Origin of the sequence: Limnohabitans sp. Rim47 (assembly GCF_001517545.1) — a bacterium.
Lineage (GTDB): Bacteria > Pseudomonadota > Gammaproteobacteria > Burkholderiales > Burkholderiaceae_C > Limnohabitans_A.
The window spans coordinates 451,850-476,920 of the sequence record NZ_FBYA01000002.1 but is presented as its reverse complement, the minus strand read 5'-3'; the positions used below and the strand labels follow the sequence as shown (position 1 = coordinate 476,920).

General features: G+C 58.4%; 21 protein-coding genes. 4 read left to right on the top strand and 17 right to left on the bottom strand.

Features of this window, described 5'->3' with window-relative positions:
- Window positions 1-45 precede the first annotated feature (45 nt).
- Complete coding sequence (locus tag BN3544_RS07220; RefSeq protein ID WP_036074979.1) at window positions 46-801, bottom strand: DUF3047 domain-containing protein; 756 nt, start codon at window positions 799-801, stop codon at window positions 46-48.
- 95 nt (window positions 802-896) lie between these two features.
- Here BN3544_RS07220 and BN3544_RS07215 point away from each other — a divergent pair, with 95 nt between their 5' ends.
- Window positions 897-1,871, top strand: coding sequence for a Bug family tripartite tricarboxylate transporter substrate binding protein (locus tag BN3544_RS07215; protein WP_019429855.1), 975 nt, complete (start codon window positions 897-899; stop codon window positions 1,869-1,871).
- 19 nt (window positions 1,872-1,890) lie between these two features.
- On the opposite strand, the gene BN3544_RS07210 is transcribed toward BN3544_RS07215, so the two are convergent.
- The 12 genes from BN3544_RS07210 to BN3544_RS07155 form a co-directional block, all read right to left on the bottom strand.
- Window positions 1,891-3,069, bottom strand: a complete 1,179-nt coding sequence (locus BN3544_RS07210; protein ID WP_019429856.1) for an AGE family epimerase/isomerase — start codon at window positions 3,067-3,069, stop codon at window positions 1,891-1,893.
- Window positions 3,070-3,080: 11 nt separating this feature from the next.
- Entirely contained in the window at window positions 3,081-4,106 is a 1,026-nt protein-coding gene (locus BN3544_RS07205; RefSeq protein WP_026036626.1) for a LacI family DNA-binding transcriptional regulator, read from the bottom strand.
- A 30-nt stretch (window positions 4,107-4,136) separates the two neighbouring features.
- On the bottom strand, window positions 4,137-5,432 hold the full coding sequence (locus tag BN3544_RS07200) for an MGH1-like glycoside hydrolase domain-containing protein (protein ID WP_019429858.1): 1,296 nt from the start codon (window positions 5,430-5,432) through the stop codon (window positions 4,137-4,139).
- Between the two features lie 10 nt (window positions 5,433-5,442).
- The gene (locus BN3544_RS07195; RefSeq protein WP_026036627.1) at window positions 5,443-6,483 is read right to left on the bottom strand and encodes an ABC transporter ATP-binding protein; all 1,041 of its coding nucleotides are present in this window, start codon (window positions 6,481-6,483) and stop codon (window positions 5,443-5,445) included.
- A gap of 5 nt (window positions 6,484-6,488) precedes the next feature.
- Window positions 6,489-7,322 carry a carbohydrate ABC transporter permease gene (locus tag BN3544_RS07190; protein WP_019429860.1) on the bottom strand — a complete coding sequence of 278 codons (834 nt, stop codon included), beginning with the start codon at window positions 7,320-7,322 and terminating at the stop codon, window positions 6,489-6,491.
- Window positions 7,319-8,167: a carbohydrate ABC transporter permease gene (locus tag BN3544_RS07185; RefSeq protein ID WP_019429861.1), complete on the bottom strand. Its 849-nt coding sequence runs from the start codon at window positions 8,165-8,167 to the stop codon at window positions 7,319-7,321. Before BN3544_RS07185 ends, BN3544_RS07190 begins: the two co-directional genes overlap by 4 nt.
- Before the next feature lie 96 nt (window positions 8,168-8,263).
- Window positions 8,264-9,532 (bottom strand): ABC transporter substrate-binding protein, encoded by a 1,269-nt coding sequence (locus BN3544_RS07180; protein ID WP_036075025.1) that lies wholly within the window; start codon window positions 9,530-9,532, stop codon window positions 8,264-8,266.
- A gap of 300 nt (window positions 9,533-9,832) precedes the next feature.
- Window positions 9,833-11,986: a glycoside hydrolase family 31 protein gene (locus tag BN3544_RS07175; protein ID WP_019429863.1), complete on the bottom strand. Its 2,154-nt coding sequence runs from the start codon at window positions 11,984-11,986 to the stop codon at window positions 9,833-9,835.
- On the bottom strand, window positions 11,983-13,023 hold the full coding sequence (locus BN3544_RS07170) for an ABC transporter ATP-binding protein (protein WP_036074980.1): 1,041 nt from the start codon (window positions 13,021-13,023) through the stop codon (window positions 11,983-11,985). Before BN3544_RS07170 ends, BN3544_RS07175 begins: the two co-directional genes overlap by 4 nt.
- A 36-nt stretch (window positions 13,024-13,059) precedes the next feature.
- Window positions 13,060-14,100, bottom strand: coding sequence for a carbohydrate ABC transporter permease (locus tag BN3544_RS07165; RefSeq protein WP_197409906.1), 1,041 nt, complete (start codon window positions 14,098-14,100; stop codon window positions 13,060-13,062).
- Between the two features lie 10 nt (window positions 14,101-14,110).
- Window positions 14,111-15,088: a carbohydrate ABC transporter permease gene (locus BN3544_RS07160; protein WP_019429866.1), complete on the bottom strand. Its 978-nt coding sequence runs from the start codon at window positions 15,086-15,088 to the stop codon at window positions 14,111-14,113.
- A 106-nt stretch (window positions 15,089-15,194) separates the two neighbouring features.
- Window positions 15,195-16,466, bottom strand: coding sequence for an ABC transporter substrate-binding protein (locus tag BN3544_RS07155; protein WP_019429867.1), 1,272 nt, complete (start codon window positions 16,464-16,466; stop codon window positions 15,195-15,197).
- A 182-nt stretch (window positions 16,467-16,648) separates the two neighbouring features.
- Here BN3544_RS07155 and BN3544_RS07150 point away from each other — a divergent pair, with 182 nt between their 5' ends.
- The gene (locus tag BN3544_RS07150; RefSeq protein WP_155820444.1) at window positions 16,649-17,485 is read left to right on the top strand and encodes an alpha/beta hydrolase family protein; all 837 of its coding nucleotides are present in this window, start codon (window positions 16,649-16,651) and stop codon (window positions 17,483-17,485) included.
- A 25-nt stretch (window positions 17,486-17,510) separates the two neighbouring features.
- Here BN3544_RS07150 and BN3544_RS07145 read toward each other — a convergent pair whose 3' ends face one another.
- Window positions 17,511-18,650 carry a Gfo/Idh/MocA family protein gene (locus tag BN3544_RS07145; RefSeq protein WP_019429869.1) on the bottom strand — a complete coding sequence of 380 codons (1,140 nt, stop codon included), beginning with the start codon at window positions 18,648-18,650 and terminating at the stop codon, window positions 17,511-17,513.
- 19 nt (window positions 18,651-18,669) lie between these two features.
- A complete protein-coding gene (locus BN3544_RS07140) occupies window positions 18,670-20,277 on the bottom strand; it encodes a glycerol-3-phosphate dehydrogenase/oxidase (protein WP_019429870.1) in 1,608 nt (535 codons plus the stop codon).
- Between the two features lie 134 nt (window positions 20,278-20,411).
- Here BN3544_RS07140 and BN3544_RS07135 point away from each other — a divergent pair, with 134 nt between their 5' ends.
- Window positions 20,412-21,215, top strand: a complete 804-nt coding sequence (locus tag BN3544_RS07135) for a DeoR/GlpR family DNA-binding transcription regulator (RefSeq protein WP_036075032.1) — start codon at window positions 20,412-20,414, stop codon at window positions 21,213-21,215.
- Window positions 21,212-22,717: a glycerol kinase GlpK gene (gene glpK, locus BN3544_RS07130; RefSeq protein ID WP_019429872.1), complete on the top strand. Its 1,506-nt coding sequence runs from the start codon at window positions 21,212-21,214 to the stop codon at window positions 22,715-22,717. The genes BN3544_RS07135 and glpK overlap by 4 nt, the downstream gene beginning before the upstream one ends.
- Window positions 22,718-22,844: 127 nt before the next feature.
- Here glpK and BN3544_RS07125 read toward each other — a convergent pair whose 3' ends face one another.
- Window positions 22,845-23,882, bottom strand: coding sequence for a Bug family tripartite tricarboxylate transporter substrate binding protein (locus BN3544_RS07125; RefSeq protein WP_019429874.1), 1,038 nt, complete (start codon window positions 23,880-23,882; stop codon window positions 22,845-22,847).
- Between the two features lie 116 nt (window positions 23,883-23,998).
- On the bottom strand, window positions 23,999-24,919 hold the full coding sequence (locus BN3544_RS07120; RefSeq protein ID WP_059355985.1) for a porin: 921 nt from the start codon (window positions 24,917-24,919) through the stop codon (window positions 23,999-24,001).
- Window positions 24,920-25,071: the final 152 nt, after the last annotated feature.

Below are 25,071 nucleotides of genomic sequence, written 5' to 3'. Positions count from 1 at the left end.
GGAATTCCCCCAAACCAGGTGTCGCGCACAAGACTGGTGCGCACCTCAATCAAAGCGGATGTCGCCGTACCAGGCCCGCACGTTGCTGCGGGTGTTGTCGCTGTCGGTCATGATGGCCACGGCCACCAAAGCGCCGGGGGCTTCGCCAAAAGCTTTTTCGTAATCGGCCCTCACATCGCGCTCGTAGCGACGCCACTGCATCACGTGCTTCGGCCCTGACTCCACCACTATTTTGCGTACACGGTCGGTGCGCGGGTTGACGATGACCGAATCTACCGGACGGTGGTTTGACCACACGTACATCAAAGTGGCATAGGGCAAGGGCTCGCCGGTCAGCGCTTCGGTCAGGTCGCTGAGCATCGCGTTTTTGGCCGAAAAGCGGCTGCGGTCGCCTTCAAATGCCAAGATCAAACGCACCGGTGAATCATCACGGTCACGGTCAGCCATGTCGGCCTCGGCCATGAGGTTTTCCACTTGCCATTCAAACTGCAGCCGCCCCAACTTTTCGGGGGCCACCTTGACGCGCTGTCGCAGCAAACTGGCCGACGATTGCGCATGGGCTTGCAGGGCGTGGCGATGGCCCTGCTTTTCCAGTTTGAAGGCGGTGCGCAACTTGCCGGGCAAAGACACAGCCTCCCATTTCGCTTTGTCTTGTGGGCGGAAATGCAGACCGCCTTGTGCAGGCATCGAAATCACCACGTCCGATTTTTCTTCATTCACGCCCTGGCTGGCGCATCCGCTCAACACAGCAAGGCACAGCACGCCTAGAGCGCTCCAGCCCCATGACCCAGTGAAAACCATGAATGCCCTTTCAACACAGATGCAAGACAATCGCGCTTGCAGGCAACCGTCAATTCTGATTCATTTTTTTATTTATTCATTCTGGAAGCATCGTCATGTTCAACCGCCGCCAGTTGCTTCAATCCTTGGCTCTGAGCACATTGCCCGCTGGCTGGGCGCACGCCCAATCGGTGTTCCCTTCCAAGCCGCTCAAAATCGTGGTGCCCTTTGGTGCAGGCGGCGTGGCCGATCTGACGGCACGCGCTGTGGCCCAAAAATTGTCTGAAAATTTAGGACAGCCGGTCATCATCGACAACCGCCCGGGCGCCGGCGGCATCGTGGCGGGCGAACTGGTGGCCAAGGCCGCCGCCGACGGCCACACTTTGCTGCTGATGTCCAACGGCACGGCCGTGAGTGCTGGTTTGTTCAAGGCCCTGCCCTTCAATCCACGCAGCGACTTTGCGCCTGTTTCTTTGTTGGGCTTGTTCGACATTGCCATCGTCGTGCCAGAGTCGTCACCACACAAAACCCTGGCGGAGTTGGTCAGCTTCGGGCGTGCCAACCCGGGCAAGCTCAACATGGGCACCATCAACATCGGCAGCACCCAGCACCTGGCGGCTGAACTGTTCAGGTCGCAGGCCAATTTGATCAGCCAGATCATTCCCTACAACGGCACGCCAGCGGTGATCAACGCCTTGCGGGGCGGCCAGGTGGATGCGGTGGTGGAAATTCTGGGACCGCTCAAACCGCAGATCAGCGCCAAAGCCGTGCGCTTGCTCGGTGTCATGGGCGCAAGCCGCCCTAAAGACCAGCCGCAAGTGCCGGTGGTGCGAGAGCTGCCGGGCCTGAGCAACTTCAACGTGTCATCCTGGAATGCCTTGGCAGCGCCCGCCAAAACGCCCAAAGCCGTGGTCGATCGCCTGAGCGCCGAAGTGGCCAAAGTGCTGTCAGAACCCGAGATGGTGCAGCGCCTGGCCGGCTTCAACGTCGAAGCCAAAGCCAGCACGCCGGCGCAATTGGCGCAGTTGCTGGACAGCGACATCAAGCGCTGGGGCGATGTGATTCAAAAGGCGGGGATACCGCAGCAGTGAGGTTCAGACGGCTGAAGACTCAGTCGTCCAAGCCGCCCACCGCAAGCACATCCCAGCAAGCCCCCATGGTGTGATAGTCCACCTTGCCTGCGGGTGATTTGGTGTTTTCAAGCTTGCGGCCATCGGCACCCAAGATACGGAACCACGCACCGTGTTGGTGGTCCACCATGTGCAACCAACTCCATTGCCACAGTGCTTGGTATTGCTTCAAAAATTCAGCCTCACCCGTGTGTCGCCACAAGCGCCACGCGCTGGCGAATGACTCTGCCTGGACCCAAAAATATTTATCGGAATCACAAGGCGATCGGTCTGGCGCGAAACCATAAATCAACCCACCGTGTTGCGCATCCCAGCCATGACGGTAGGCCTCTTGCTGCAAATGGACCGCCCGATCGACCCAACCGTTTTGTGGGCGGTGCTGATGGGCCATCATGAGCAATTTGGCCCACTCTGTTTGATGTCCTGTCTGAAATCCCCAAGGTTTGAAAATATTGCCCGGATTGTTTTTGTTGTAGTCCCAATCGATTGACCAATCAGCTCGATAGTGCTCCCAGACCAAGCCGCCTGCGGTGTCTGCGAGATCGAAAGCAAAGCGCTCAATCAACACTTCGGCCCGATCGAGGTACCTGACTTCTCCCGTGAACTCGTACGCAGCCAGGCAAGCTTCGCACATGTGCATGTTGGCGTTTTGGCCGCGGTAATCCAGTAACTGACCGTCGGGCGTGATCTCGTCGGCATAAGCGCCATCGGCGGCACTGAAAAACGCGTCGTTCATGCGTGCAAAGGCGGCTTCCACATCCTGGCGCGTGGCACATCCCACGCTGAAAGCATGGGCTTGTGCCAGCAGCACAAAAGCTTGTCCGTAGGCCATGACCGTGGCGTCTTCAATGTGGCCATGGTCGACCGTCCAGGCATACAAACCATCGGGCCGGCGAAACGCCTCCAAATGGGCGATGCCATGACGTGCCCAATCGGCGACGGCCGAGCGGCCGGTGTGGCGCTTGGCCATCGCGCCATTGAACACAAAGCGGGTGGCGCTGACCAAATGACGGTGCGTGGTGTTGTAGACCGTGCCGTCGTCCAGAAAGTAATGAAAAAATCCGCCCTTGGGATCTACCGCTCTTGGCTCGTAAAAGTGCAAGGTGTCAGCGATGTGCTGTTCTAAAAAACGACGACTTTGAAAATTCACGACAAGCATCTCCTTTCGACTCAGTGGGCAACCGGTGCATCAGACGAGCGAGGCACCAACACAACGGGCTCCAGATAGTGCAGAGACTCAGGCGATTCACCCGCCAGCACCGAAAGCAAGACTTGGCCTAAATGTTGTCCATTCTCGAAAATACGGTGCTCAATGGTCGACAGCGGTGGGTTGCTGTAGCGTCCGGCGTCGCTGTTGCCATAGCCCATGATCGAGATATCCGAGCCCACACGCAGCCCAATGGCTCGGCATGCGGCCATAGCGCCGATGGCCATGGCATCGGTGGCACACAACAAGGCCGTCGGACGGTCTTCTAAAGCCAACACCTGTTGCGCCATGGAAAAACCACCTGTTTCAGACAAATGACCGTGCACGATCAAGCGCTTATCCACCTTTAAGTTGGCCTGTTTCAAGGCATTCAAATAGCCTTGCTGGCGCAACTGGGCAAAGGTGTATTCGGCAGGCCCGTTGAGCAAAGCAATTCTTTGATGACCGAAGGCAATTTGGCGTTGCGCCGCCATGAAAAAAGCCATTTCGTTGTCGGTATCCACCCAGGCGTGGCCCGTGCTGTCGGCACAGCGCCCATAGGTCACAAAGGGTTTGTCGTGTTCAAACATCAAGCCGACACGCTGATCAACCAAGCGGGTTCGCACAATGACAAAGGCATCAAACCAGCCACTGCGAATGAAGTTTTCGTAAACACCGCGCTCTTGTTCGGGTGTTGAGATGGCCGAAGTCGTGGCCATCAAGCTGTACCCCGCTGGCTCCAAAACGCTGGAAGTGCCGCCCAGCAAACTGGAGTACATCGAGTCAATGAACTGGCCACCTTCTTGCGATGTCGGCAACACCACGCCAATCGCACCGGATTTGCCTGATTTGAGCCTTCTGGCACCCGGATGCGGTTTGTACCCCAGAGCCTGAGCACGCTCCATGACTCTGAGTCGCGTGGATTCAGCCACATCGGTATAGCCATTTAAGGCGCGGGAGACGGTCGAAACCGACAGTCCAAGATCTTGAGCCAGGTGAACAATCGACATGGAACAGATATTAACCAGTCACAGAAACTGTCAGGCGCTTAGCAGTGCTTGTGAATCGTCCATGCTCAAGAATTCAATCACCATTGCAGCGGTCCAGGTGAATGTGCCGCCGCCCAAGGCCTCGCCTGTCATGGGGTGGTAGTACTCGGAACAGCCGCTTTTTTGAATGCACTGAAGGCTCGCTTGCACCACACGATGGGCCAACTCGGTCTGTCCACATTGGCGCAGGCCCGTGATGAGCAAGAAGTTGACGATCAGCCAAGATGGCCCGCGCCAGTAACGTTTGCCGTCAAAACGCTTGTCCAAAGGGTCCATGCTGCAAACACCAAACGGTGCTTTGTCCAGCCAATCGGCCAATCGGCCACTCAAGTCGGCCACGTGTTCGTGCCCTTGCGGCAACACCAGCAAAGGCAACAAGCCCCCCACGCTGGCGCTGTTGACGCGTTGGCCAGTCCGGCGATTCAGACACGCATACTGCTTCAAATCGGCATGCCACAAAGTGTCCATGGCCTCAATGGATCGGGCCGCACGCTCGCTCAGTCTGTGGGCCAGCGCTTTGTCACCCAGCCGTTCGGCCAAGCGCGACAGCGCCAACTCAGAGTGAATCAAGATCGCATTGAATCCGGGGTCGACCACCTGAAAGGGGGAAGCATCGTGCAAGCGCGTGTTGTCCCACTTGAGGGCGCGAAAGCACTCCAGCAAGGCCACATAGCGGTCGTATTCAAATGCGGTGGGCCGTTGACTGGCATCGACGTGCGTGATGTCTTTGCGCTGGTAAGGTGAGATGCCCTCTGTGGGCACTTGGGCCAAGGCATCGTCCCAATCGCAAGAATTGTCACGACCCGACTCCCAAGGGTGCAAAAGCGCGACAACCCCTGTGCCTTGAGGATCACGACAACGGTAAAACCAGTCATGCCAACGTGCAGCGGCCTGTACCAGGCTGCGGCAACGCGATTCGCTCCGATGGTCCGGGTTTTCACGCAAAAAGAGTTGCTCCAGCACCATGCCCAAAACGGGCGGCTGGGTGATGCCCGACGTGGGGGTGGGGCGACCGGTCTGCCATACGTCCGGGCCGGGGAAGTAGCCTTCATCGCGTTCGTGGAAAACAATGTGCGGCACCATGCCATCTGGCCACTGGTGGGCCATCAAGGTCTCGACTTCGGTCCACGCGCGATCAGGGCTTAGTCTGAACTGCCCCAGTGCCGTCAAACACGAGTCCCAGTTCCATTGAAAAGGGTACAAGCCATGGGTTGGAACGGTGTAATGGCCCTTGTCGTTGAGTCGCAAAATGCGCTCGGCTTCTTGCAGCATGTCTTCGGTGTTCATGGCTTCTCTATCAAACAATGACCAAACGTCCGCCAGCGTCATACCAACGAATGCGGGTTAAATCAGGTTGCAAGTGCAAAACCTGCTTGGGGGACAGCGCCATGTCGGATGGCAAAGCCGCCCGAAAGACGTCCTGCGCCTGCAATGCGGTGACCAAGGTATGGGCACCCAATGGCTCAATGACATCAGCCTGCAACTTCAGCCCCTCATCTGCCGGGTGCAAATCTTCGGGCCTGACACCCAGCGTGAGCGCTGCATGCCCAGTGGGTCCGCTCAAACGCATGCCGGCCACTTCATAAACCCCATCCTGCACAGCCTGCGCAGGTAAAAAATTCATGGGCGGGTTGCCAATAAAGCCCGCTACAAACGTGGTGGCCGGATTGCGGTAAATCTCGATGGGCGTGTCGCACTGAACAATCACGCCTTGGTCCATGATGGCGATCCGATCGGCCAGACTCATGGCTTCGACTTGGTCGTGCGTGACATAAATAGTGCTGGCTTGGCTCTTGGCCAAAATCGTCTTGAGCTCGGCGCGCATTTCCAATCGAAGCAAAGCGTCCAGGTTGGACAGCGGTTCGTCCATCAGGATGACTTTGGGCTCGACCGCCAATGCCCGCGCCAGGGCCACACGTTGGCGCTGTCCGCCAGAAAGCTGTCCCGAATATCGGTGCAGCAACACTTCCAGGTGCACCAACTCGGCGACTTCTTGGACTTTTTTCTCAACCCAGGCCTGTGGTTTTTTTTGCATGCGCAAACCAAATGCGATGTTTTCAAAAACCGTCAAGTGTGGAAATACAGCGTAGTTTTGAAACACCATGGACAGGCCGCGGTCCCTGGGTGCCAAATTGTCAATGCGGTTCTCGCCGACATGAATGTGACCGCCATCCGCAGTCTCCAAACCGGCCATGATGCGCAGCAAAGTCGATTTGCCGCAGCCCGATGCCCCCAGTAAAACCAAGAATTCTTGGTCAGCAATTTGCAGATCAATGCCTTTGAGAGCACGGAACTCACCAAAGGATTTTTCGATATTTTGTATTTGAATCTGAGCCATTTTTTTCATCGATTGGAAATGCCCCACATCGCAAACATGTGTTTGCGAATCAGGAACATGAAAACAGCTGCCGGCAAGACCAGCAGGGCACCCCCCGCAAACTTCAAATGCAAAGGCGCATAGTCCAAACTTTGCAGCAAGAGGGCCGTGAGTGTTCTGTTTTGCACGGTCAAGACCGAAGCAGCGAACACCTCATTCCAGGAAATAATGAAAGCAAAAACCGCCGACGCCACCATGCCGGGCAAGGCCAAAGGCAGCACCACACGGGTGAAGGCCTGCAGTTTGTTGCAGCCAAAAACCCATGCGGCTTCTTCCAGTTCAACCGGAATGCCTGAGAACAAGGAATAGGTGATCAACACAGAGAACGGCAAGGCCAGCATGGTGTGAACCAAGGCCAAACCCATCAATGAGTCGTCGATGCCCAGCCGAATGAAATAAACCGTCAATGGCAAAGCCAGCAGTGGCAACGGAAACGCACGCGTCAACATGATGAGCATGCGAAAACCACCCTTGCCCTTGAATTCATAGCGCGCCAAAGCGTAGCCCGCTGGTGCGCCCAAAGCGATGGCCCCCACCATGGTCATCACAGCCACCGCCAAAGAATTCAGCAAGGATTTCAAAACGCCTTCGTAGGCCAGCAAGTATTGGATGCTGCCCATGTCAACGGCAGGCAACCACTTTTTGGGGAATGCATTGACAGCCTCTGGCGTCGACAAGGCATTGGCGATCAAAAAATAAATGGGCAGAACAACCCACAAGCAAACCAGCGTTGCCCCCGTCACCAAAATCATCCGGGTACGGCGCTGTCTTTGCGCCAGCGTCAGCACTGAACGGGTCATGTCGAGGCTCCTGGCGGCGTGCGCAAGACACGCAGATAAATGAGGGTGGACACGATGGACACGCCCAAAATGACCATGGCCATGGCGGCCGCAACAGGCCCATCTTGCAAATTGAATTGCCAGTTGTAGGTCTCACTCATCAAGACCGGGAACTTGGTGCCCGACAAAGCGGCCACCACCGCAAACACCTCAAAAGCCAGGATGGTTCGCAAGATCAAGGCGGTTTGCAGACTGGGCTTGAGCAAGGGCAACGTCACATGCCTGAACTTTTGCCAGGCACTGGCACCGAATACATCGGCCGCTTCGCCGTACTCTTTGGGGATCAGTCCCATGCCGGAGACCAGAATCACCAAAACAATCGCGGTAGCGCGCCAGACTTCAGCCAAGACAACGGCCAGCAACAAAGTGCCCGTGTTTTGAAAAGCCAAGAAATTTAAAGGCTCAGAGGCCGCACCCAGTGAGACAAGCACCGAATTGAGAAACCCTGTTTGCTCAAAAATGGCCAGCCAAATGATGCCGGCAGCCAAGTCTGAAATACCCAAGGGCACCGTCCAGACATACAGCAACAAATCACGGCCCTTGCGTATCTGGCACAGCATTTGGGCCATGGCCAGAGCCAACACCAACTGCAAAGGAATCACCAGCACGGCCAACCACAAGGTATTTTGGAGAGCAGCGCCAAACTTCCAGTGCTGAGTCATTTGTTGAAATGCCGCCAGCGAAAACCCGCCGTTGGAACCGGTAAAGGCCAGACTGGCCACGCCATAAAACGGCACGACAAACAGCGCCACCGTGAAAAGCGTTGCAGGCGCAATCAGCCAATAGGGCAATAGACGTTGATTCATGTTTTCATGCTTCAGGGGTTAATCACAACTGTCCAACGTCATCCCGCGTGATTCGTCATTCCCGCGTTCGCGGGAATGACGGGGATTTAGAGAAACTCACTTAACAGGACAAGCGCCCACGGATGGTTTGTCGGGTTCCCAGCAAGGCGCATTGGCTTCTTGCATGAGCTTGCGCAGGGTGGCGGCTTGTTCGTCCAGAACCGCTTTGACCGGTTGTCCGGCCAACACCACACGCTCAAAGGTGTCTACATAAACCTGGTTGAACTTGCCCCCCAGTGCGCCCAAGCCCACAGGCAAGAGGCCTGGGTTGGCATCTGCTGAACCTGCTTGCTTGCTGATGGCTTCTGCGGTGATGCGCACCGACGCAGGCATGTCTGCCGGAATCTTGATGTCCACCGTGGGGAAAAAGTTGGTGGCGCGCAAAGTGGCCAACTGCACTTCGGGTGTCATGAGGTAGGCCACCAGTTTTTCTGCCCCGGCTTTGTCGGGCGCAGTTTTGGGAATGGCCAATCCAGCCAACACCGGCATAAAGCCGCGTCCTGTTGGACCGCTGGGTGCAGGGAAAGCCACGAAGTCATTGGGCTTTGCATTGAACGCATCGGCCAGGCGCGCAATGTGGTCAAAAGCCACCCAGACTTGCTCATTCTTCAGGGGCTCTTGCATCTGGTTAAAGCCAGTGGACGATGCGTGCGTGTATTTCCAGAGTTCTTTGAACATGTTCCAACCCGCCTCGGCTCCTGCAGAACGGAATTCTGTGACCATGGAGTCTGCGTAAGAGGGGTAGAGATAGCCTTGGAAGAACCGGTGCTTCAAGCCTTGTGGGCCAGCCGGAAAGCCGAACTTGGGGCCGCCGGTTTTTTCAGCCAAATTTTTGGACCATGTCACCAATTGGTCATAGGTCAATTTGTTGATGTCTGCGCCAGCGGGCAAATAAGGCAAGGCTTTTTTATTGGCCGCCATGACAAAAGTGGCCTGCATCCAGGGGACATACTTTTGCTCTGACGTGCCGAGTTTGCCGAGTTTGACAAATGCCGGACTGACTTTGGCTGTGGCACCCAGTTTGCTCAAATCTTGCAGGTCTTTGGTGTTGCTCGACAAACCACCGTGCAAAGCGCCCAGCAAGCCAATGCTGCCTTTGCCCGCTTGCAATTCGGCGTTCAGACGGGTGAAGTAAGGACCGTCGTTGTTGGTCACGAACTCAACGGGCACGGGGCTGTTCTTCAGGACCACCTCGCGCACATCTTTTTGCTCGTTGACCGGCGTGGCCTGCGTTGACCAAAACAACACCGATTGCGCATGGGCCGATGCCGTTGCCAATAGCGACAGTCCGAATCCGACCAGCAACTGCGCGGCGGGACGTTTCATGTGTTTCATCCAATTCTCCTTGTGCAATATCGGGCGGTATCGTCCGAAAAATAACCGATTCAAAACCAGCCAAAAACGTTTTTGGAAAATGGAGTGTCTCAACTTGCTGGGCTCAAAAAAAGGGGGTTTACCCTAGTTTTCGAGCAAAAAAACAAACATGGCGTCAGAGGTATTCAAGCAAAGGGAAGGCCTTGCACAGGCAAGCGCTAGGGCGGTCGGTCACATTCGACAGACGCTGTATGGGGGGCAGTTCAGATGCAGCCTCGACCACCTTGCCCTGGGTGGTCGAGTTAAAGGGTGTCAGAAAGCCAGCGTTTCCGAGACAGGATCATCGAACCTGGGCAAAGCCCCGGCTGAGGCATTCGCCACAGGAATCTGCGCACCAGAGCGGGCGAACAGCGGCAGGCGGTTCAAGGGTGCACTGACGACGTGTTCAGTGCCCGCCGCCAAGGGGGTGCGGGTGTAAAAATCAAACCAGCTTTCGCCCGGCGGCAGCTGGGGCAAGTACACCCGGCGTTGCGTGTCGCCTTGCGCCACGACGGGCGCCACCAGCAAGGCATCGCCCAACATGAAATCGTCACAGTCCTGCAGGCAACGCGCATCGTTCGGGAAGTTGAAAAACGTGGGCCGAATGATGGGCTTGTGCTTTTGGCTGGCCGCTTCAAAGCATTGCCACATGTAGGGCAACAGCCGGTAGCGCAATCGGATGGCCTGGGTGACCGCTTCGGTGACCTCCGGGTGCATCCAGGGCAAATTGCTGACATTGCCCTCTTTCCATGAATTCATCACCATGCGCGGGTTCAGGCTGCACGCTTGCACCCAGCGCAGGAACAATTCAGGATCAGGGATCGGCCCGTAAAAACCACCCACGTCATGCCCGATATTGAACATGCCCGACAGGCTCATTTGCAAGCCGGTACGGATGTTCCACTTCAAACTGGCCCAGCTGGTGGTGTTGTCACCAGACCAGGTTTGGGCATAGCGCTGCAGGCCTGGTGGCCCCGCACGGGTGATGGTGAAGACCAAATCATCTTGCCCGGTTTCGCGGGCATGGGCTTGCTGCGACTCAAAGGTGGCACGCGTCATCAGCAACCCGTGCAAAGGGCGGCTGCGGTGCATGGGCATGGTTTGCCCCAGGCCTGCGCTGAAGGCGTCTTCGGCCTGAATGGCGTATTCGTTGTTGTCGTTCCAACCCACGTCAATGCCGCGTTGCAAAATCTGCGCCTTGAGCTGTGACTGCCACCACTGAATGGCCTGTGCGCGGGTGAAGTCCAGGTGCGAACCCTGGCCATCCCAATAAGGCTCGACCACAGGCTGGCGCGTGTCTTCGTGCTCGATGAATGCGCCTTGCTTGGCCAACTCGGCATAGGCCGGATGGTCGTCCAGCAAGCAGGGCTTGAGGTTGGCCACCAGCTTCATGCCGGCGGCATGGAACTTGGCGTTGACCCTTTCAGGATCCGGGAACTTGCTGGTGTTCCAGGTGAACACATAGCGTTGCTTGCCCCGACTCGAATAACCCGAGCCATAGTGGAAAGACGAGATCGGCACGCCATGCTGCTGACACTCGTCGACAAACGACTCCAGCAACTGCTGTGCATTGGGCGAATCGGCCAAGCCCATGGCGGTCTGGGCAAAGCCCAAAGTCCAGCGCGGTGGCAGCAAGGTGCCGCCAACCAGCTGTACAAATTGCGCCACCACCTGTGCCGGTGTCTCACCCACCATCAGGTAATAGTCCAGATCGCCATCGTCAATTTCGGTGGTGCGAAACAAGCCGTGGTAGTTGTCGTGCTCGCAGCCCAGATCGAAGGTGCAAGCGGACAAGGTGTCGTAATAAATACCGACCCACAAACCGTCGACCGTGCGGGTCATCAAGAAGGGCCAATGCTTGTACAGAGGGTCGCCACGCTCCGGGTCATAGCCGATCGAGTCTTGGCCCAAACAACGCAAACGCCGGCCATGCAAGTTCAGCGGCCCGGTCTTGTCGCCCAGACCAAAGTAATGCTCGCGCGGATCGCGCACCACACAGTGGCGCACCAGCCCTGTGCGCTTCTCGCTCAAATACGCACTGGTCACACGGTCGGACTGAAAAACCTTGCCGCTGCCGGGCTGCGACCATTCCAGACGCACGGGGTCTCCGTTGCCGCCTGTCCAGTGCACCGCCAGTTTGCCGGTCTGCAGACCTTGACCGTTCGCAGACGCCTTCAGCTGGGGCCGCGCAAAACCCGCCAAACTGGCGCGCTCTCGGCCTTGCCAGGCGACATCTTCACCTGCAACCGGGGCAATGGCCCAGGTTCGAGGTTCTTTGTAATCTTGCGCCGGTTGCCAGCTCACACGCGCCAGGCTGTCTGACAAAAACACCAAGCGCAGCTGACCACCCGGGGTGAGCGGGGCGAACGCATCGGCATCGGGTGCGCCGGGTTGGGCTTTCCAACCAGAAGTAGCCACGGGTTTCATACAGCCGCCTTTTCAATGCGCTGGTCTTGTGCGTCAAAGACATGCAAATGGTGTTCGGCCACACGCATGTGAATGGTCTGCCCCGCCGACAGTGCGTGCTCGCCATCGACCAACAGCTCCACCCGGGTCTGGTCTTGCAGCTCGGCATGCACCAAGCGTTGGGCGCCCATGTATTCGGCGTGGCGCACGGTCATGGACAAACCCTCACCTGGCCCACAAGCCAGCCAATGCTCGGGTCGGATGCCCACTTGATGCGCCTGCGCTGGCACCCACGCCGACAAAGCAGGGCAGGCGCGAACCAAGGCCGCAGGCATGAAGTTCATGCGCGGGCTGCCAATGAAACCGGCCACAAAAGTGTTGCAAGGTTTTTCATACAAGGACACCGGGGTGCCCACCTGCTCCACAAGACCGGCCCGCAACACCACAATCTTGTCGGCCATGGTCATGGCCTCCACCTGGTCATGCGTCACGTAAACCATGGTCGCGCCCAAGCGCTGATGCAGCTCACGCAACTCGCTGCGCATGGACACACGCAACTCGGCATCCAGGTTGGACAGCGGTTCGTCGAACAGAAAAATCTTGGGGTTGCGCACAATGGCGCGGCCAATCGCCACCCGCTGACGCTGCCCGCCCGACAGCTGGGTCGGCCGTCGCTGCAGCAAGGCATCCAGCCTGAGCAAACTGGCCGCCTCATGCACCTTGCGCTCAATTTCTGCACGCGGCACTTTGGCGTTTTCAAGGCCAAAGGCCATGTTGTCATACACCGTCATGTGCGGATACAGCGCGTACGACTGGAACACCATGGCACAGCCACGCTCGGCGGCCCCAACGTCGTTGACACGCTGACCGTCGATCAGCAAATCACCATCGGTGGGCGCATCCAGCCCGGCGATCATGCGCAAAAGCGTAGATTTACCGCAGCCGGAGGGGCCGACAAAGACCACAAACTCGCCGTGGGCCACCTGCAAATCCACGCCGTGGATCACCGAGGTTTGGTCAAACTTTTTATAAAGGGCACGCAATTCAAGAGTGGACACGATCGACTACCTGACAAAAATAGAAAAACAAACCGCTCACTTCACCCCGGCACCTGCAATGCCGGTGGTGATGTAACGTTGAAGGAAAGCAAACACCAAGGTGACGGGCAACAAGGTGATGACTGTCATGGCCAACAGGTAGTGCCACTGGGTGTTGAGCTCGCCCTGGAACGAGTTGAGCGCGAGTTGCAAAGTAAAAAACTCGTTTTTGGACAACACGATCAAGGGCAGCAAGAAATCGTTCCAGCGCCACATGACCGAGAAAATAGCCAGCACCGCCAGCGCGGGTGCCGACAAGGGCAACACGATGCGCCAATAAATGCGCCATTCACTGGCGTGGTCCATGCGGGCCGCCTCGATCAGCTCGTCCGGAATGGTCAGCATGTACTGTCGGAGCAAAAAGACCCCGGTGGGCGTGGCCACCGCCGGCAAGATCACGCCCCACAAACTGTTGAGCATGCCGACATGGTTGATGACCAAAAACACCGGCACCAAAATGATGGTGGGCGGAATCATCAGCGTGGCGATGATGAGGAGGAACACCCCCTTTTGCCCGCGAAACTTGAATTTGGACAAGGCAAACGCGGCCATGGAGTTGAAGAGCAAGGTCAGCACCGTGGCCACCACCGTGATGAACACACTGTTCCACAGGTAGGTGCCAAAGGTGAACTTGCCAAACAACTCGGTGTAGTTGCCCCAGGCGAACTTCAAGGTATTGACCGGCTCGCGTTGACGGATGTTGACCTGCACCCGATCTTCAGGTGCCGCAGGGTCCACCATGCTGGCCATGATGCCCATGCGCTGAACCTGGGCCATTTCGCGTTTCCGGCCATCGTCGAGTGTCACGGTAAACAGCGGCAAGGGTTTGTCGTGCCCCGCGACCACCACTGTTTTTTGTGTGTAAGGCATGAACGTGGGTGGAAATTGCCCAATGGCCGCCTCGGTCTTGAACGAGGACATGACCAGCCAGACCACCGGCGCGAACATGGTGAACAAACCCACCACCAGGTAGGTGTAACTGAGCACGTCGGTCCAATCCAGACGCTGACGCCCTCGCGTACGCAACAGAAAATTCATCCAGCCCATCTCAGCGCCCCTTCTGACCAGCTTCGCTGGCCCGCGTCAGACGCAACTGCGCCAAAGTCAACACAATCAAGAAAAACGCCAGCGCCAATGAAGCGGCCGCAGCCAAACCGTACAAATGGATTTGCTCCGCGAATCCGGTTTGGTAAATGAACTGGACAATGAACGTGGTGGCCGATCCCGGGCCGCCACCGGTCAAGACAAACACCTCGTCAAAAACCTGCACCGCGCGGATGGCGGCCAGCACCAACACCACGATCAGGTTGGGCATCAACAAAGGCAAAGTGATGCGGGTCAAGGTGCGCCAAGGGCTGGCGCGGTCCATCTCAGCGGCTTCGTACAAATCTTTCGGAATGGCCTGAAGTCCGGCCAGCAAAATCAGGGTGTAAAAGCCCATGTGCGCCCAGATTGACACGAACACGGTCCAGAAAAAAGCCCAACCCGATTCGGTCAACCACTGCACGGGCGACATCTCTAGCGCCACCAAGCCCGCATTGAACGCGCCTTGGCTTTGCAGCAACCATTTCCAGATCAACGCCACCACCACGGGTGACAGCAAGACCGGGTAGAAAAACACCCCACGCCAAAACCCCCGCCCTAAGATTTTGCGGTTGAGCACCAGCGCCGTGACCATGGCCAGCAAGACCATCAAGCCCACCTGGATGAAACTGAACTTCACGGTGTTGAAAATCGCACGCCAAAAGACGTCTTTGCGGCAAGTCGACAAGTCGAGGTAGCTGCCGCATTCAAACAAAATCTGAAAATTCTCAGCCCCCGTGTAAGGACGGCTCAAGGGCATCAACTGCACGCCGCCCGTCACCGCGTAGATCAGGTTGATCAGGATTGGCAAAAAGCAAAACAAGCCAAACACGATCAGGTTGGGTGCGACAAACAGCCACCCCAGCCGCTGCAGACCCAAGCGCTGCTGCCCGAACCTGAAAAAAGGTTCCAGCAAATTGAAAAAGAAGGCGAGAAATCTCATGAAAAAAACCTCACCCCACCGTCAAAGCGGGGCGATCTGCAAACCAATGGGGAAGCGGTGTGGGCATTTCCATGCCCACACCTGCGTTGCCAAACTCAGCCCAGACTTACTTCTGGGCTTGCTTGACGGCGTCTTGCATGTCAGAGCTGATCTTGTTGACCGCCTCGTCCGTGCTCATCTCGCCCACAATCGCCTGCGTCACACGGCTGACCGTGGGCAACATGATGGCGCGGTTCAACTTGTAGCCTTGGAATTGATAGGCCACTGGTGCGAGTTGCGCCACACCGGCACTGAACACGCCCAAAGCGGCTTTGGCTGCAGGCTTGGCGCTGGCGTAGTCCACGCCTTTTTTGGCCAGACCAGCGTGTGCGGGAATGTTGTTGGTGCGGGCACTGAACTCGGCATAGGCGGCCTCAGACGCCATGAAGTCCATGAAGGCACCCACTTCTTTGGGTGACTTGCTGGTTTTCAAGGCCACCCAAGCCGCGCCACCGGGGATGCCCGAGCATGCGGCAGGACCGCAAGGGTTGGGCACCGCGACCCAGTCAAAATTGCTGCCCACTTTGTTTTGCAGGTTGCCAATTTGCCAGCTGCCGGCCAGCACCATGGCCACGTTGCCGTTGATGAACTCATCGATCGACGACGCGTAGGTCGAACCCCCTGTGCCGGCCCAAACTTCGCGCATCATGCCGCCGTCTTTGTGCCACGCGACAAATTTGTTGACCGTGGTTTTATAACCGGCATCGATGACGGGGTTGCCCTGTGCATCAAAAATTTTGGCGCCGTAACTGATAGCGGGGCCTGCAAAACGGTGGCCCGATCGGTCCCAGGCCGCAGCGGCCTTGAGTTGGGTGGCCTTGGCCACTTTGCGGCTGGCCTCCATCCAGTCGTCCCAAGTGGCCTTGGCGCCGGGCATGGGCACTTTGGCTTGTTCAAACAAGGTCTTGTTCACGAACGGGCCGGTCATGGTCAATTGCGACATGAAGCCGTAAATGCCTTTGTCGCTTGCGCTGGGGCGCAGCCAAGGGGCGGTGGCGCCAAAGTTGTCATCCCAGTATTTGCGGTTTTTGAGGTGCGAAGAAATGTCCATGTAGTACTTGGACAGGCCACCCAGATCGGTCACACGCGCAATGTCAGGGCCTTGGCCTGCGGCCAACTGCACGGGCAACTGCTCCACAATGGTTTTGTAGGGCACGGTGTCAATGACCACTTTGGTGCCGGGATTTTGGGCCTCAAAGCGCTTGGCCAGCTCGGCCGTGACCTCGCACTCCACGCCGTCCTGGTAGCACATGACGCGGATCTCTCCTGCATGGGCAAAACCCGCCAAAGCGGACAAACCTGCGGCCAAAGCCAGGGGACGAATAAAAACAGATTTCATGGTTGACTCCTCGTTTAGTGATGAAATGAATATAGTTCAATGACGCTGAAACACGCTTATCGTTTACACGAATGCTGAATGAATCGACTCTCCCGTCGCCGCATGCGACGCCACACCTCGCAGCTCTCGAGACCCTGTTTGGGGGCTTCGTGCCGCATGACGGGGTTGTGCAAACGCAGCGCATGCACCGGCTTTTGCAAACCGACCGCGAGTTGGAGTTGTGGCGTGTCAGTGTGGGCAGGCCTGCCTGGATCAGCTGGACCTTGACGCTGATTTGGCCTCGCCACACCAAACGCTGCCCGGTGCTGCTCAGCCCCGATGCTTGCTGGCCACATGTTTTGGGCAACGACGCCGTCTTGGCCACGCTGCAACAAGGCACTGCGCTGGCCTGGTTCAACCGCACCGAACTGGCTTTTGACAATGACACTGCGCAGCGCGAAGGTCCGGTCTTTGAACACTGGCCACACCTGAGCAGCGGGTGTCTGGCGGTCTGGGCGTGGGGCCTGCAAGGCTGTGTAGATGCCTTGCGGCAGATCGACGACGACCGAATGTCCGGCATCGCCGTGGCAGGCCATTCCAGAGGTGGCAAAGCCGCCTTGCTGGCCACGGCCCTTGATGACCGCATCGACGCCGTCATCGCTCACAACAGTGGCACCGCCGGCGCAGCGTCTTTGACCATCACCCCGCCCAGCGCCGAAAGCCTGAGCCAACTGGCGAGCCGATTCCCCCACTGGCTGGGCCCGGACACCCAGCAAGCGCCTGTGCGCGGCCACCTGATGGCCATTGATGCCCCCCGCTTTTTGCTGGAACACATCGCGCCGCGTGGCGTGTGTCTGATCCAGGCCAGCGATGACCTGTGGGCCAACCCCGAAGGCACCCGGCACATGGCTGAGGTGCTGGGTCCGCATTGGCAAGGGCACCCTCGCCGATTGCAATGGCACGAGCGAACAGGCGGGCACGCCATGACCGCTGCCGACTGGCAAAAGGCCGCGCATTTTGTGCGCGAAGTGCTGGGCTGATGCAAGCTGCACAGCGGGCATCGCTTTAAATTTGACCCAGCGCATAAGCGCCTTGAGTCAGGTCAATGGCTTGGCCCGTGCGTGCTGACTCTTGTGCGGCCAGACCCATCAGCACAGCGGCCAGGCCGTCTTTCAAACCGACCTCGACCTGGCCCACGCCGCGCACCACCGCATTGAAGCGCTGGTGCTGGTAAAACGTGGAGCCGTTGTGGTCTCCTGCGGCCAAGGCCACAGGGTCAACCGGCACATCCAGCTCGAGCGGACCCTTGGGGTCACGGGGGCTGATCACCACTTTGGGCACTGGCGGCTCGCCGAGATGGGCTGGCCAAAAACGGCCTGGCCCCGGCACAAAGCACTCGGCCTTGCCACGCGATCCCAATACCGAAATTTCTTCCTGGTAACGCGCGCCCTCGGCGAACATGCACAACTCCAGCAAAGCACGCTGGCCGTTGGCAAAGTCCACGACCACATAGGCGTTGTCCAAAATATCGGGCACACCATCGGCATAGCGCTCGTCTAGGTGGTTGTGCGCCACCGAAGCGGACGCATACACCCGCACCGGTTCGCTGCGCAGCACATGCCGCATGAGGTCAAAAAAGTGGCAGCATTTTTCGACCAGCGTGCCCCCGGTGTAACGGTTAAAACGGTTCCAGTCGCCTACCTTGACCAGGAAGGGAAAGCGGTGCTCGCGAATGGACAGCATGGCGAGCGGCCCGGTGTTTTGCTGGCTGTGTGCTTCTTCGGTCAAGCGGGCCACAGGCGGCATGTAGCGGTATTCCATCGCCACCCAGATCGGCGCAGCATAAGCGTGCCCCAACAAGGCCAGCTCGCGCAACTCATCGAGCGATGTGCAAGCAGGCTTTTCGAGCAGGACGGGCAAGGGGCGCAATGCGGCGATCTCGGCCAACTGCTGTGCGTGCCTGAAATTGGGGCTGGCCACCAGCAAACAATCCACATCGGGCGCAGTGACCACCTCGGCCAGACTCGCGGCACGCTGGCTGCCGCGTGCCAGCGCCAGACTGGCAGCGGCCATCGCGTCATCCGGTTCAAAGATCCGGGTCACCGAGGCACCGGGCAACAGGGCGATGTTGCGCAGATGTTCTTGCCCCATCATGCCGCAGCCGATGATGCCGTAGCGCACATTGGAAATCGTATCGGTGCTCACAAAAATACCTCCATCACATTCATAAACCAGCCAAGTCTGCCGGACTCAGCTGGTATTGCCGGCACAAAGCCAAAAACGCGGGCAACGCCGGGTCGATGCCCGTTTCTTGCTGCAACAACTCGGCCACGCGCGGGGCCATCTGCTCGGCCAAGCGGGCATCGAGAAACAACACACGCCAGCGCCTGGCCAGCATGTCCTCGACCGTGACAGCCCACTCCGAGCGCGCACAGTAGCGGACCATCGCCGCTGTCAAACCCAAGCCGAGCAACTCATCGCTGCCGGGCACATTCAACACCTTTGCCGCCTCAGACCCCAGCAAATGCGCACCTGGCGCTTCACGCAAACTGGTGGGCAGCGCACCGGCAGCAGGCGCACCAAACAAAGTGTGGCTTTCGGTGTGGGCCACACACCGGGCCGTCGGCAAATCGCCAGAGGCCACCAAGGTGCTCAACACCTCTTGCGCCATGCTGCGGTAAGTCGTCCATTTGCCGCCGGTCACGGTCACAAAGCCAGGCGCTTCGCGGGCGATCAGGTGTTCGCGTGACATTTGCGCCGTTTGCCCCTGCTGGCCATGTCTGTTGTCCACCAAAGGGCGCAAGCCCACCCAGACACTCTTCACATCGTGTGCCTGCAAGCGAACGCCCAAGGCGCGTGCTGTCTCACCCCACAAAAAGGCCAACTCCTCGGCCATGGGACGCGGCTCCAGCGGGGCGTCGTCACGCGGGGTGTCGGTGGTGCCGATCACCGTGGCCCCCAACCATGGCACAGCAAACAGCACACGCCCATCGGTGGTTCGCGGCACCAGCACCGCCTCGTTCAGCGGCAAACGCGCACGGTCCACCACCAGATGCACGCCTTGGCTCGGCTTGACCAGGCCCTGCAGTGCCGATGAACGCGATGACGATGTCTTTGACACCGCTGTCTGCGGCACTGCAGACAAAGCCAGCTGCCGCAAGCCATCGACCCAAACGCCAGTGGCATTGACCACGCAATGCGCCCGCAAGGTGATTTGCTGACCATTCAGGGCATCTTGCAGCGTCACTTCCCAATCTTTGTCGTGCTGCTTCAGGGCAACCACACGGGTGTGGTTGCGCACTCGGGCACCTGCGGCCTGTGCGGTCCGGGCCAAGGCCAATGCCAGCCGCGCATCCTCAAATTGACCATCCCAATACCGCACCCCGGCCACCGTGCCGGGCAATGCCACTCCGCTGTCACGCAGGCTGCGCTGGCTGATGGACTCGGTGGCCCCCAAACTCAAGCGGCCTGCCAGCCACTGGTACAGCTTGAGCCCCAAAGCCGTGATGGCCCACGCCAGCCAGCGCCGCTCGTGCACCACAAAAGGCAGGGGCTGCGCCAAATGGGGGGCCAGGCCCAACACAATGGCCCGTTCACGCAAAGCCTCGCGCACCAGCTTGATACGCCCCTGCGCCAAATAGCGCACCCCGCCGTGCAACAACTTGGTCGAACGTGACGACGTGCCACAGGCAAAATCGCGCGCCTCGACCAGCGCCACGCGTCGCCCCTCCAGTGCCGCTTGCACGGCCACACCCAGACCGGTGGCACCGCCACCGATCACCAGCACATCGCAGGGTGCCTGGGTCCAGTCTGAAAGATCAGGTCGAAACATAATGGAGCGCTAAATATGATTATTTATGTTCGTTTATTTTCTTTTGAGGGTTATATAACAAAAGGAAATGATCACATATGCTCGAAATCCCTAGTTTTGCAACATCAAAAACCGGTTACAACAGGGCCATGACCATGGCACTCAATCCCAGACAACAAGCCATGCTGCACCATGTGCGCGAGCATGGCAGCCTCAAAACAGAGGCTTTGGCAGCCCAATTCGGCACCACACTGCAAACCATCCGCCGTGACATCCAGCGACTGACAGAAACCGGGGCCATGGAACGGTTTCATGGTGGCGTGCGCGCCATTGACAGCAGCACCCGCAACACCACTTACACCCAGCGTCAGCGCACCCATGCCGAGGCCAAGCAGCGCATTGCACGCACCGTGGCGGCAGCCATCCCGCCGGGTGCCAGCTTGTTCATGAACATTGGCACCACCGTCGAAGCCGTGGCCAGCGAACTGCTGCACCATGCTGATCTGCGGGTGATCACCAACAATTTGCATGTGGCCCGCACCTTGACGGCCAATCCCCAGTGCGAAGTGCTCATGGCCGGCGGCACGGTGCGCCACGAAGACTTGGGCGTGGTGGGAGAAGCGGCGTTGTCGTTCATCCGCCAATTCAAGGTGGACATCGGCCTGATCGGCATCAGCGGCATCGACGCCGATGGCACCCTGCGCGACTTCGACATGCGCGAAGTCATGGTGGCGCGGGCCATCGTCGAGCAATCTCGCCAGGTCTGGCTGGTGGCCGACCACAGCAAATTTGGCCGTGCAGCCATGATTGAGATGGCACCGCTCAAAGTGCTGCACACCTTGTTCACCGACGCGCCTCTTGCCCCTGATTTCGAGAGCCTCTTGCGCGATCAAGCTGTTCGCTGCGTCGTGGCGCCCCCCAAAGACATGTCTTCGGACACCTCCACTGACAAGCCATGACACAGCCCACTTATTTGCTCGCACTCGACCAGGGCACCTCCAGCTCCCGGGCCATTGTTTTCAACGACCACGGCCACATCGTCGGCACGGCGCAACAAGAATTCCCGCAAATTTACCCCCAACCAGGCTGGGTAGAACACGACCCCTTGAGTCTGTGGCACAGCCAACGCGACACAGCGCAAAAGGTGCTCGCCCAATGCAACTTGACGGCCGCCGATATCCGGGGCGTGGGCATCACCAACCAGCGCGAAACCACACTGCTGTGGAACCGCCAGACCGGCGTGCCACTGCACAACGCCATCGTCTGGCAAGACCGGCGCACCGAAGCGCTGTGCCAGCAATGGCGCGAACAAGGGGTGGAGCCGCTCATTCAGCAGCGCACCGGCTTGCGACTCGACGCCTATTTCTCGGCCACCAAATTGCGCTGGTTGCTCGACCACATTCCTGGTGCCCGTGCACAAGCACAAGCCGGTGAACTGGCTTTTGGCACCGTAGACACTTGGCTGATTTGGCAATTGACGGGGGGTCAAAGCCACCGCACCGACATCAGCAACGCCAGTCGCACCTTGCTGCTGAACATCCACACCGGGCAATGGGACGATGAGTTGCTCGATTTGTTCGACATTCCTCGCGCCGTGTTGCCCGAGGTGCATGCCTCTGTGGCCGATTTTGGGCGGGTGCAAACCGGCTTGCTTGGGCCTGGGCTGGGGCCGGTCATTGGCGGTGTGGCGGGCGACCAACAATCGGCCTTGCTGGGACAAGCTTGCTTGCAAGCAGGCGAGGTCAAAAACACCTATGGCACGGGCTGCTTCATGCTCATGCACACCGGGCACAGCGCACTGCAAAGCCACAACGGACTCTTGACCACCTGTGCCGCCCAACTGCAGACCAAGGCCCCGCCCGAATACGCCTTGGAAGGCAGCGTATTCATGGGCGGTGCGGTGGTGCAATGGCTGCGCGATGGCCTCAAAGCCATCACGCACAGCAGTGAAGTGGAAGCGCTGGCCGCGAGCGTGAACGACAGCGATGGCGTGGTGCTTGTGCCGGCATTTGCCGGTTTGGGTGCGCCCTATTGGCTGCCCCATGCACGCGGCAGCATTCAGGGCTTGACCCGTGGCAGCGGTGTGGCCCACATTGCCCGCGCTGCGCTCGAAAGCATCGCGCTGCAAAGCACCGTGCTGCTGCAAGCCATGCAAAAAGACGCCAGTCACCTGCCGCACCTGCAAGTCAAGGCGTTGCGCGTGGACGGCGGTGCCTGCAGCAATAACTTGCTCATGCAAATGCAAGCCGACCTGATGGGCTTACCCGTGGTCAGGCCTCAAACCACCGAAACCACCGCCCTGGGGGCGGCTTTGATGGCAGGTCTACAGCAAGGCGTGTTCATCGAACCGGGTGAGCTGCGCGAGCGGCTGGCCACCGAACGTGTTTTCGCGCCGCAATGGAGCCGAGACCAGGCTGAGGCCAAACTGGCCGCTTGGGCGACCGCCGTTCAGCGCAGCTGAAAACCCGACACCAAACTAAAACCCACCAAATTTCGACCACCTAACTTCAATAGCCAAAAGGCAAAAGCCAAAAGGCAAAAGGCAAAAGGCAAAAGCTAAAGCGTTTTTCACCCAAACCAATGGCCGCTTAAATGGCCTCCATCTGGATGCCTTGCTGGCGCACCACTTTCTTCCAGCCATCCAAATCACTGCGAATGAACCTGTCCATGTGCGCCACACCTTGCGGGGCTGGCTCCAGGGCGTCGGCCTTGAAACGCGCTTGCACATCGGGCATGGCCGTGATGCGGCCAATGGCCTGACCCAAACGCGCCACCACATCGGCGGGCGTGCCTTTGGGCGCCACCAAACCAAAGTAATTCAGGGCACTCAAATCGGACAAACCTTGCTCGGCCAGTCCGTGCACTTGCGGTAAAGACGGGTGACGCTGCGCGGTGGTCACCGCCAGGGGCTTGATGCGGCCATCGCGCACAAAAGGGGCCAAGGCCGGGATCGTGCCTGTGAGCAAGTGGATTTGCCCGCCGATCATGTCCAGTGTGGCGGGGGCGATGCCGCGGTAAGGAATGTGCACGATCGACACCCCTTTTTTCGCCTTCAGCTGTTCCAGCACCAAGTGATTGATACCGCCTGCGCCCGCAGAGCCGTAATTGAGCTGCCCAGGTCGGGTTTGGGCATAGGCCACCAATTCGGCCAGCGTGTTGATAGGCAAATCCTTGTTGCAAGCCCACATCAAAGGCCCTTCGGCCACCATGCCAATGGGCGCAAAACTGGCCACCGGGTCATAACCCGCAGTGGGCAACACCGCAGGCACGGTGGTAAAAGGTGCCGCGACCAGCAAAAGCGTGTGACCGTCAGCCGGACTTTGCGCCACATACTGAGTGCCAATCGCCCCCGAAGCACCGGTGCGGTTCTCGACCACCACGCTGGCACCCCACAAATCCCCCAACTTCTGCGCCAACAAACGCCCCATGGCATCGGTGCCCGCGCCTGCGGCAAATGGCACCACGATGCGCACCGGTTTATCAGGGTAAGTGGCCGCTTGCGCACCCAGTGCGTGCACAAAACTGCCGACCGCAGCCGAAGCCAGCCATTGGCGGCGAGAAAAATGAGGCAAGGTCATGGGGTACAAAAATGTCAAAACAATGGTCAGATTGTCATCTAACGACATGTCGGCTGAATGACAAAAACCCACCTGACCGCAGACAAGCCATAAAAAAACCCACCGAGTTGCCGCGGTGGGTTTTTGAGTCTTTTAAACCTCAGCTGGCTTGCGCCAGCGGGGGATTAGAAGGAGTGAGCCAACTGAACGCGTGTGTTGGTAGCGGATGCAGTGGCACCAGCAGTCTTAGTGGACTGAGCTTGCAATGCCACGTAAGTGCGCTTGCTCAGGTTGTACTGAACAGCCAGGTCGTAACCTGTGTTGTTGCCCGCGGTGCCATCGGTCTTGCTGGTAGCGTACACAGCGCCAACGTTGAATGCGCCGAAAGGAGCAGACACGCTGATAGCGGTTTCTTTCTTGGCAGCAGCAGCGCCGTTGTCAGCGTTCTGGTAACCAGCGCCCACAATGGCAACGCCCAGGTTGTAGTTGGCGCTGATGCGAGTGCGGCTGTTAGCAGCAGCAGCGAAGGAAGAACCGTACTTGGTCACGTCCAAAGCAGCAGACACAGGACCGTTGGCGTAGTTAGCGCCGTAAAGGGTCAAAGCACCACCGTTTTGTGAACCGCCGCCGCCCACTGCGTCCAATGTGGCCGCTTTGAAGCTGAAACCGTTCATGGCGGGGCTGGTGTATTGCAGGATGTCAACGTTGGAAGCACCGGCCAATTGCACGCCGTTATCCAAGCCGATGTAAGTTGGGCCGCCAGCAGTGACCAAGCCCAAGATGCCGTTGCCGGCTTCAATGGCACCAACAGTCACGGTACCGAAATCGCCAGTCACGTACATGCTGGAGTCACGTGGACGTGCGCCAACGCCTGTAGAAGTGGCGTCAGTGGCAGCGTCACGGCCGCGCAAACGCAGAGCCATGTTAGCGCCGGCCTTCAAGCCACCGCCCAAGTCTTCCACAGCAGCGATGTTCCAGTCACCGTCGGTAACGCCAACACCAGTTGTTTTGACGCCAGCGTCAGTTTTGGCAGTGCCGTAAGCAAAACGCAGCTTACCTGTCAAAGACACGGAAGACTGAGCGAAAGCAGCGCCCGAAGCGGCCATAACAGCCAGAGCAACTAGGGTGAAATGAGACGCTCTGTGCTGTGCAATACGGACATGAACGTCAGTCTGTCTTAATCTAACTTATATGATCATAAATTTTTCAAATGTTAACAAATTAGTTGGTTTAACTGAATTTTTATCGGATACGCTAA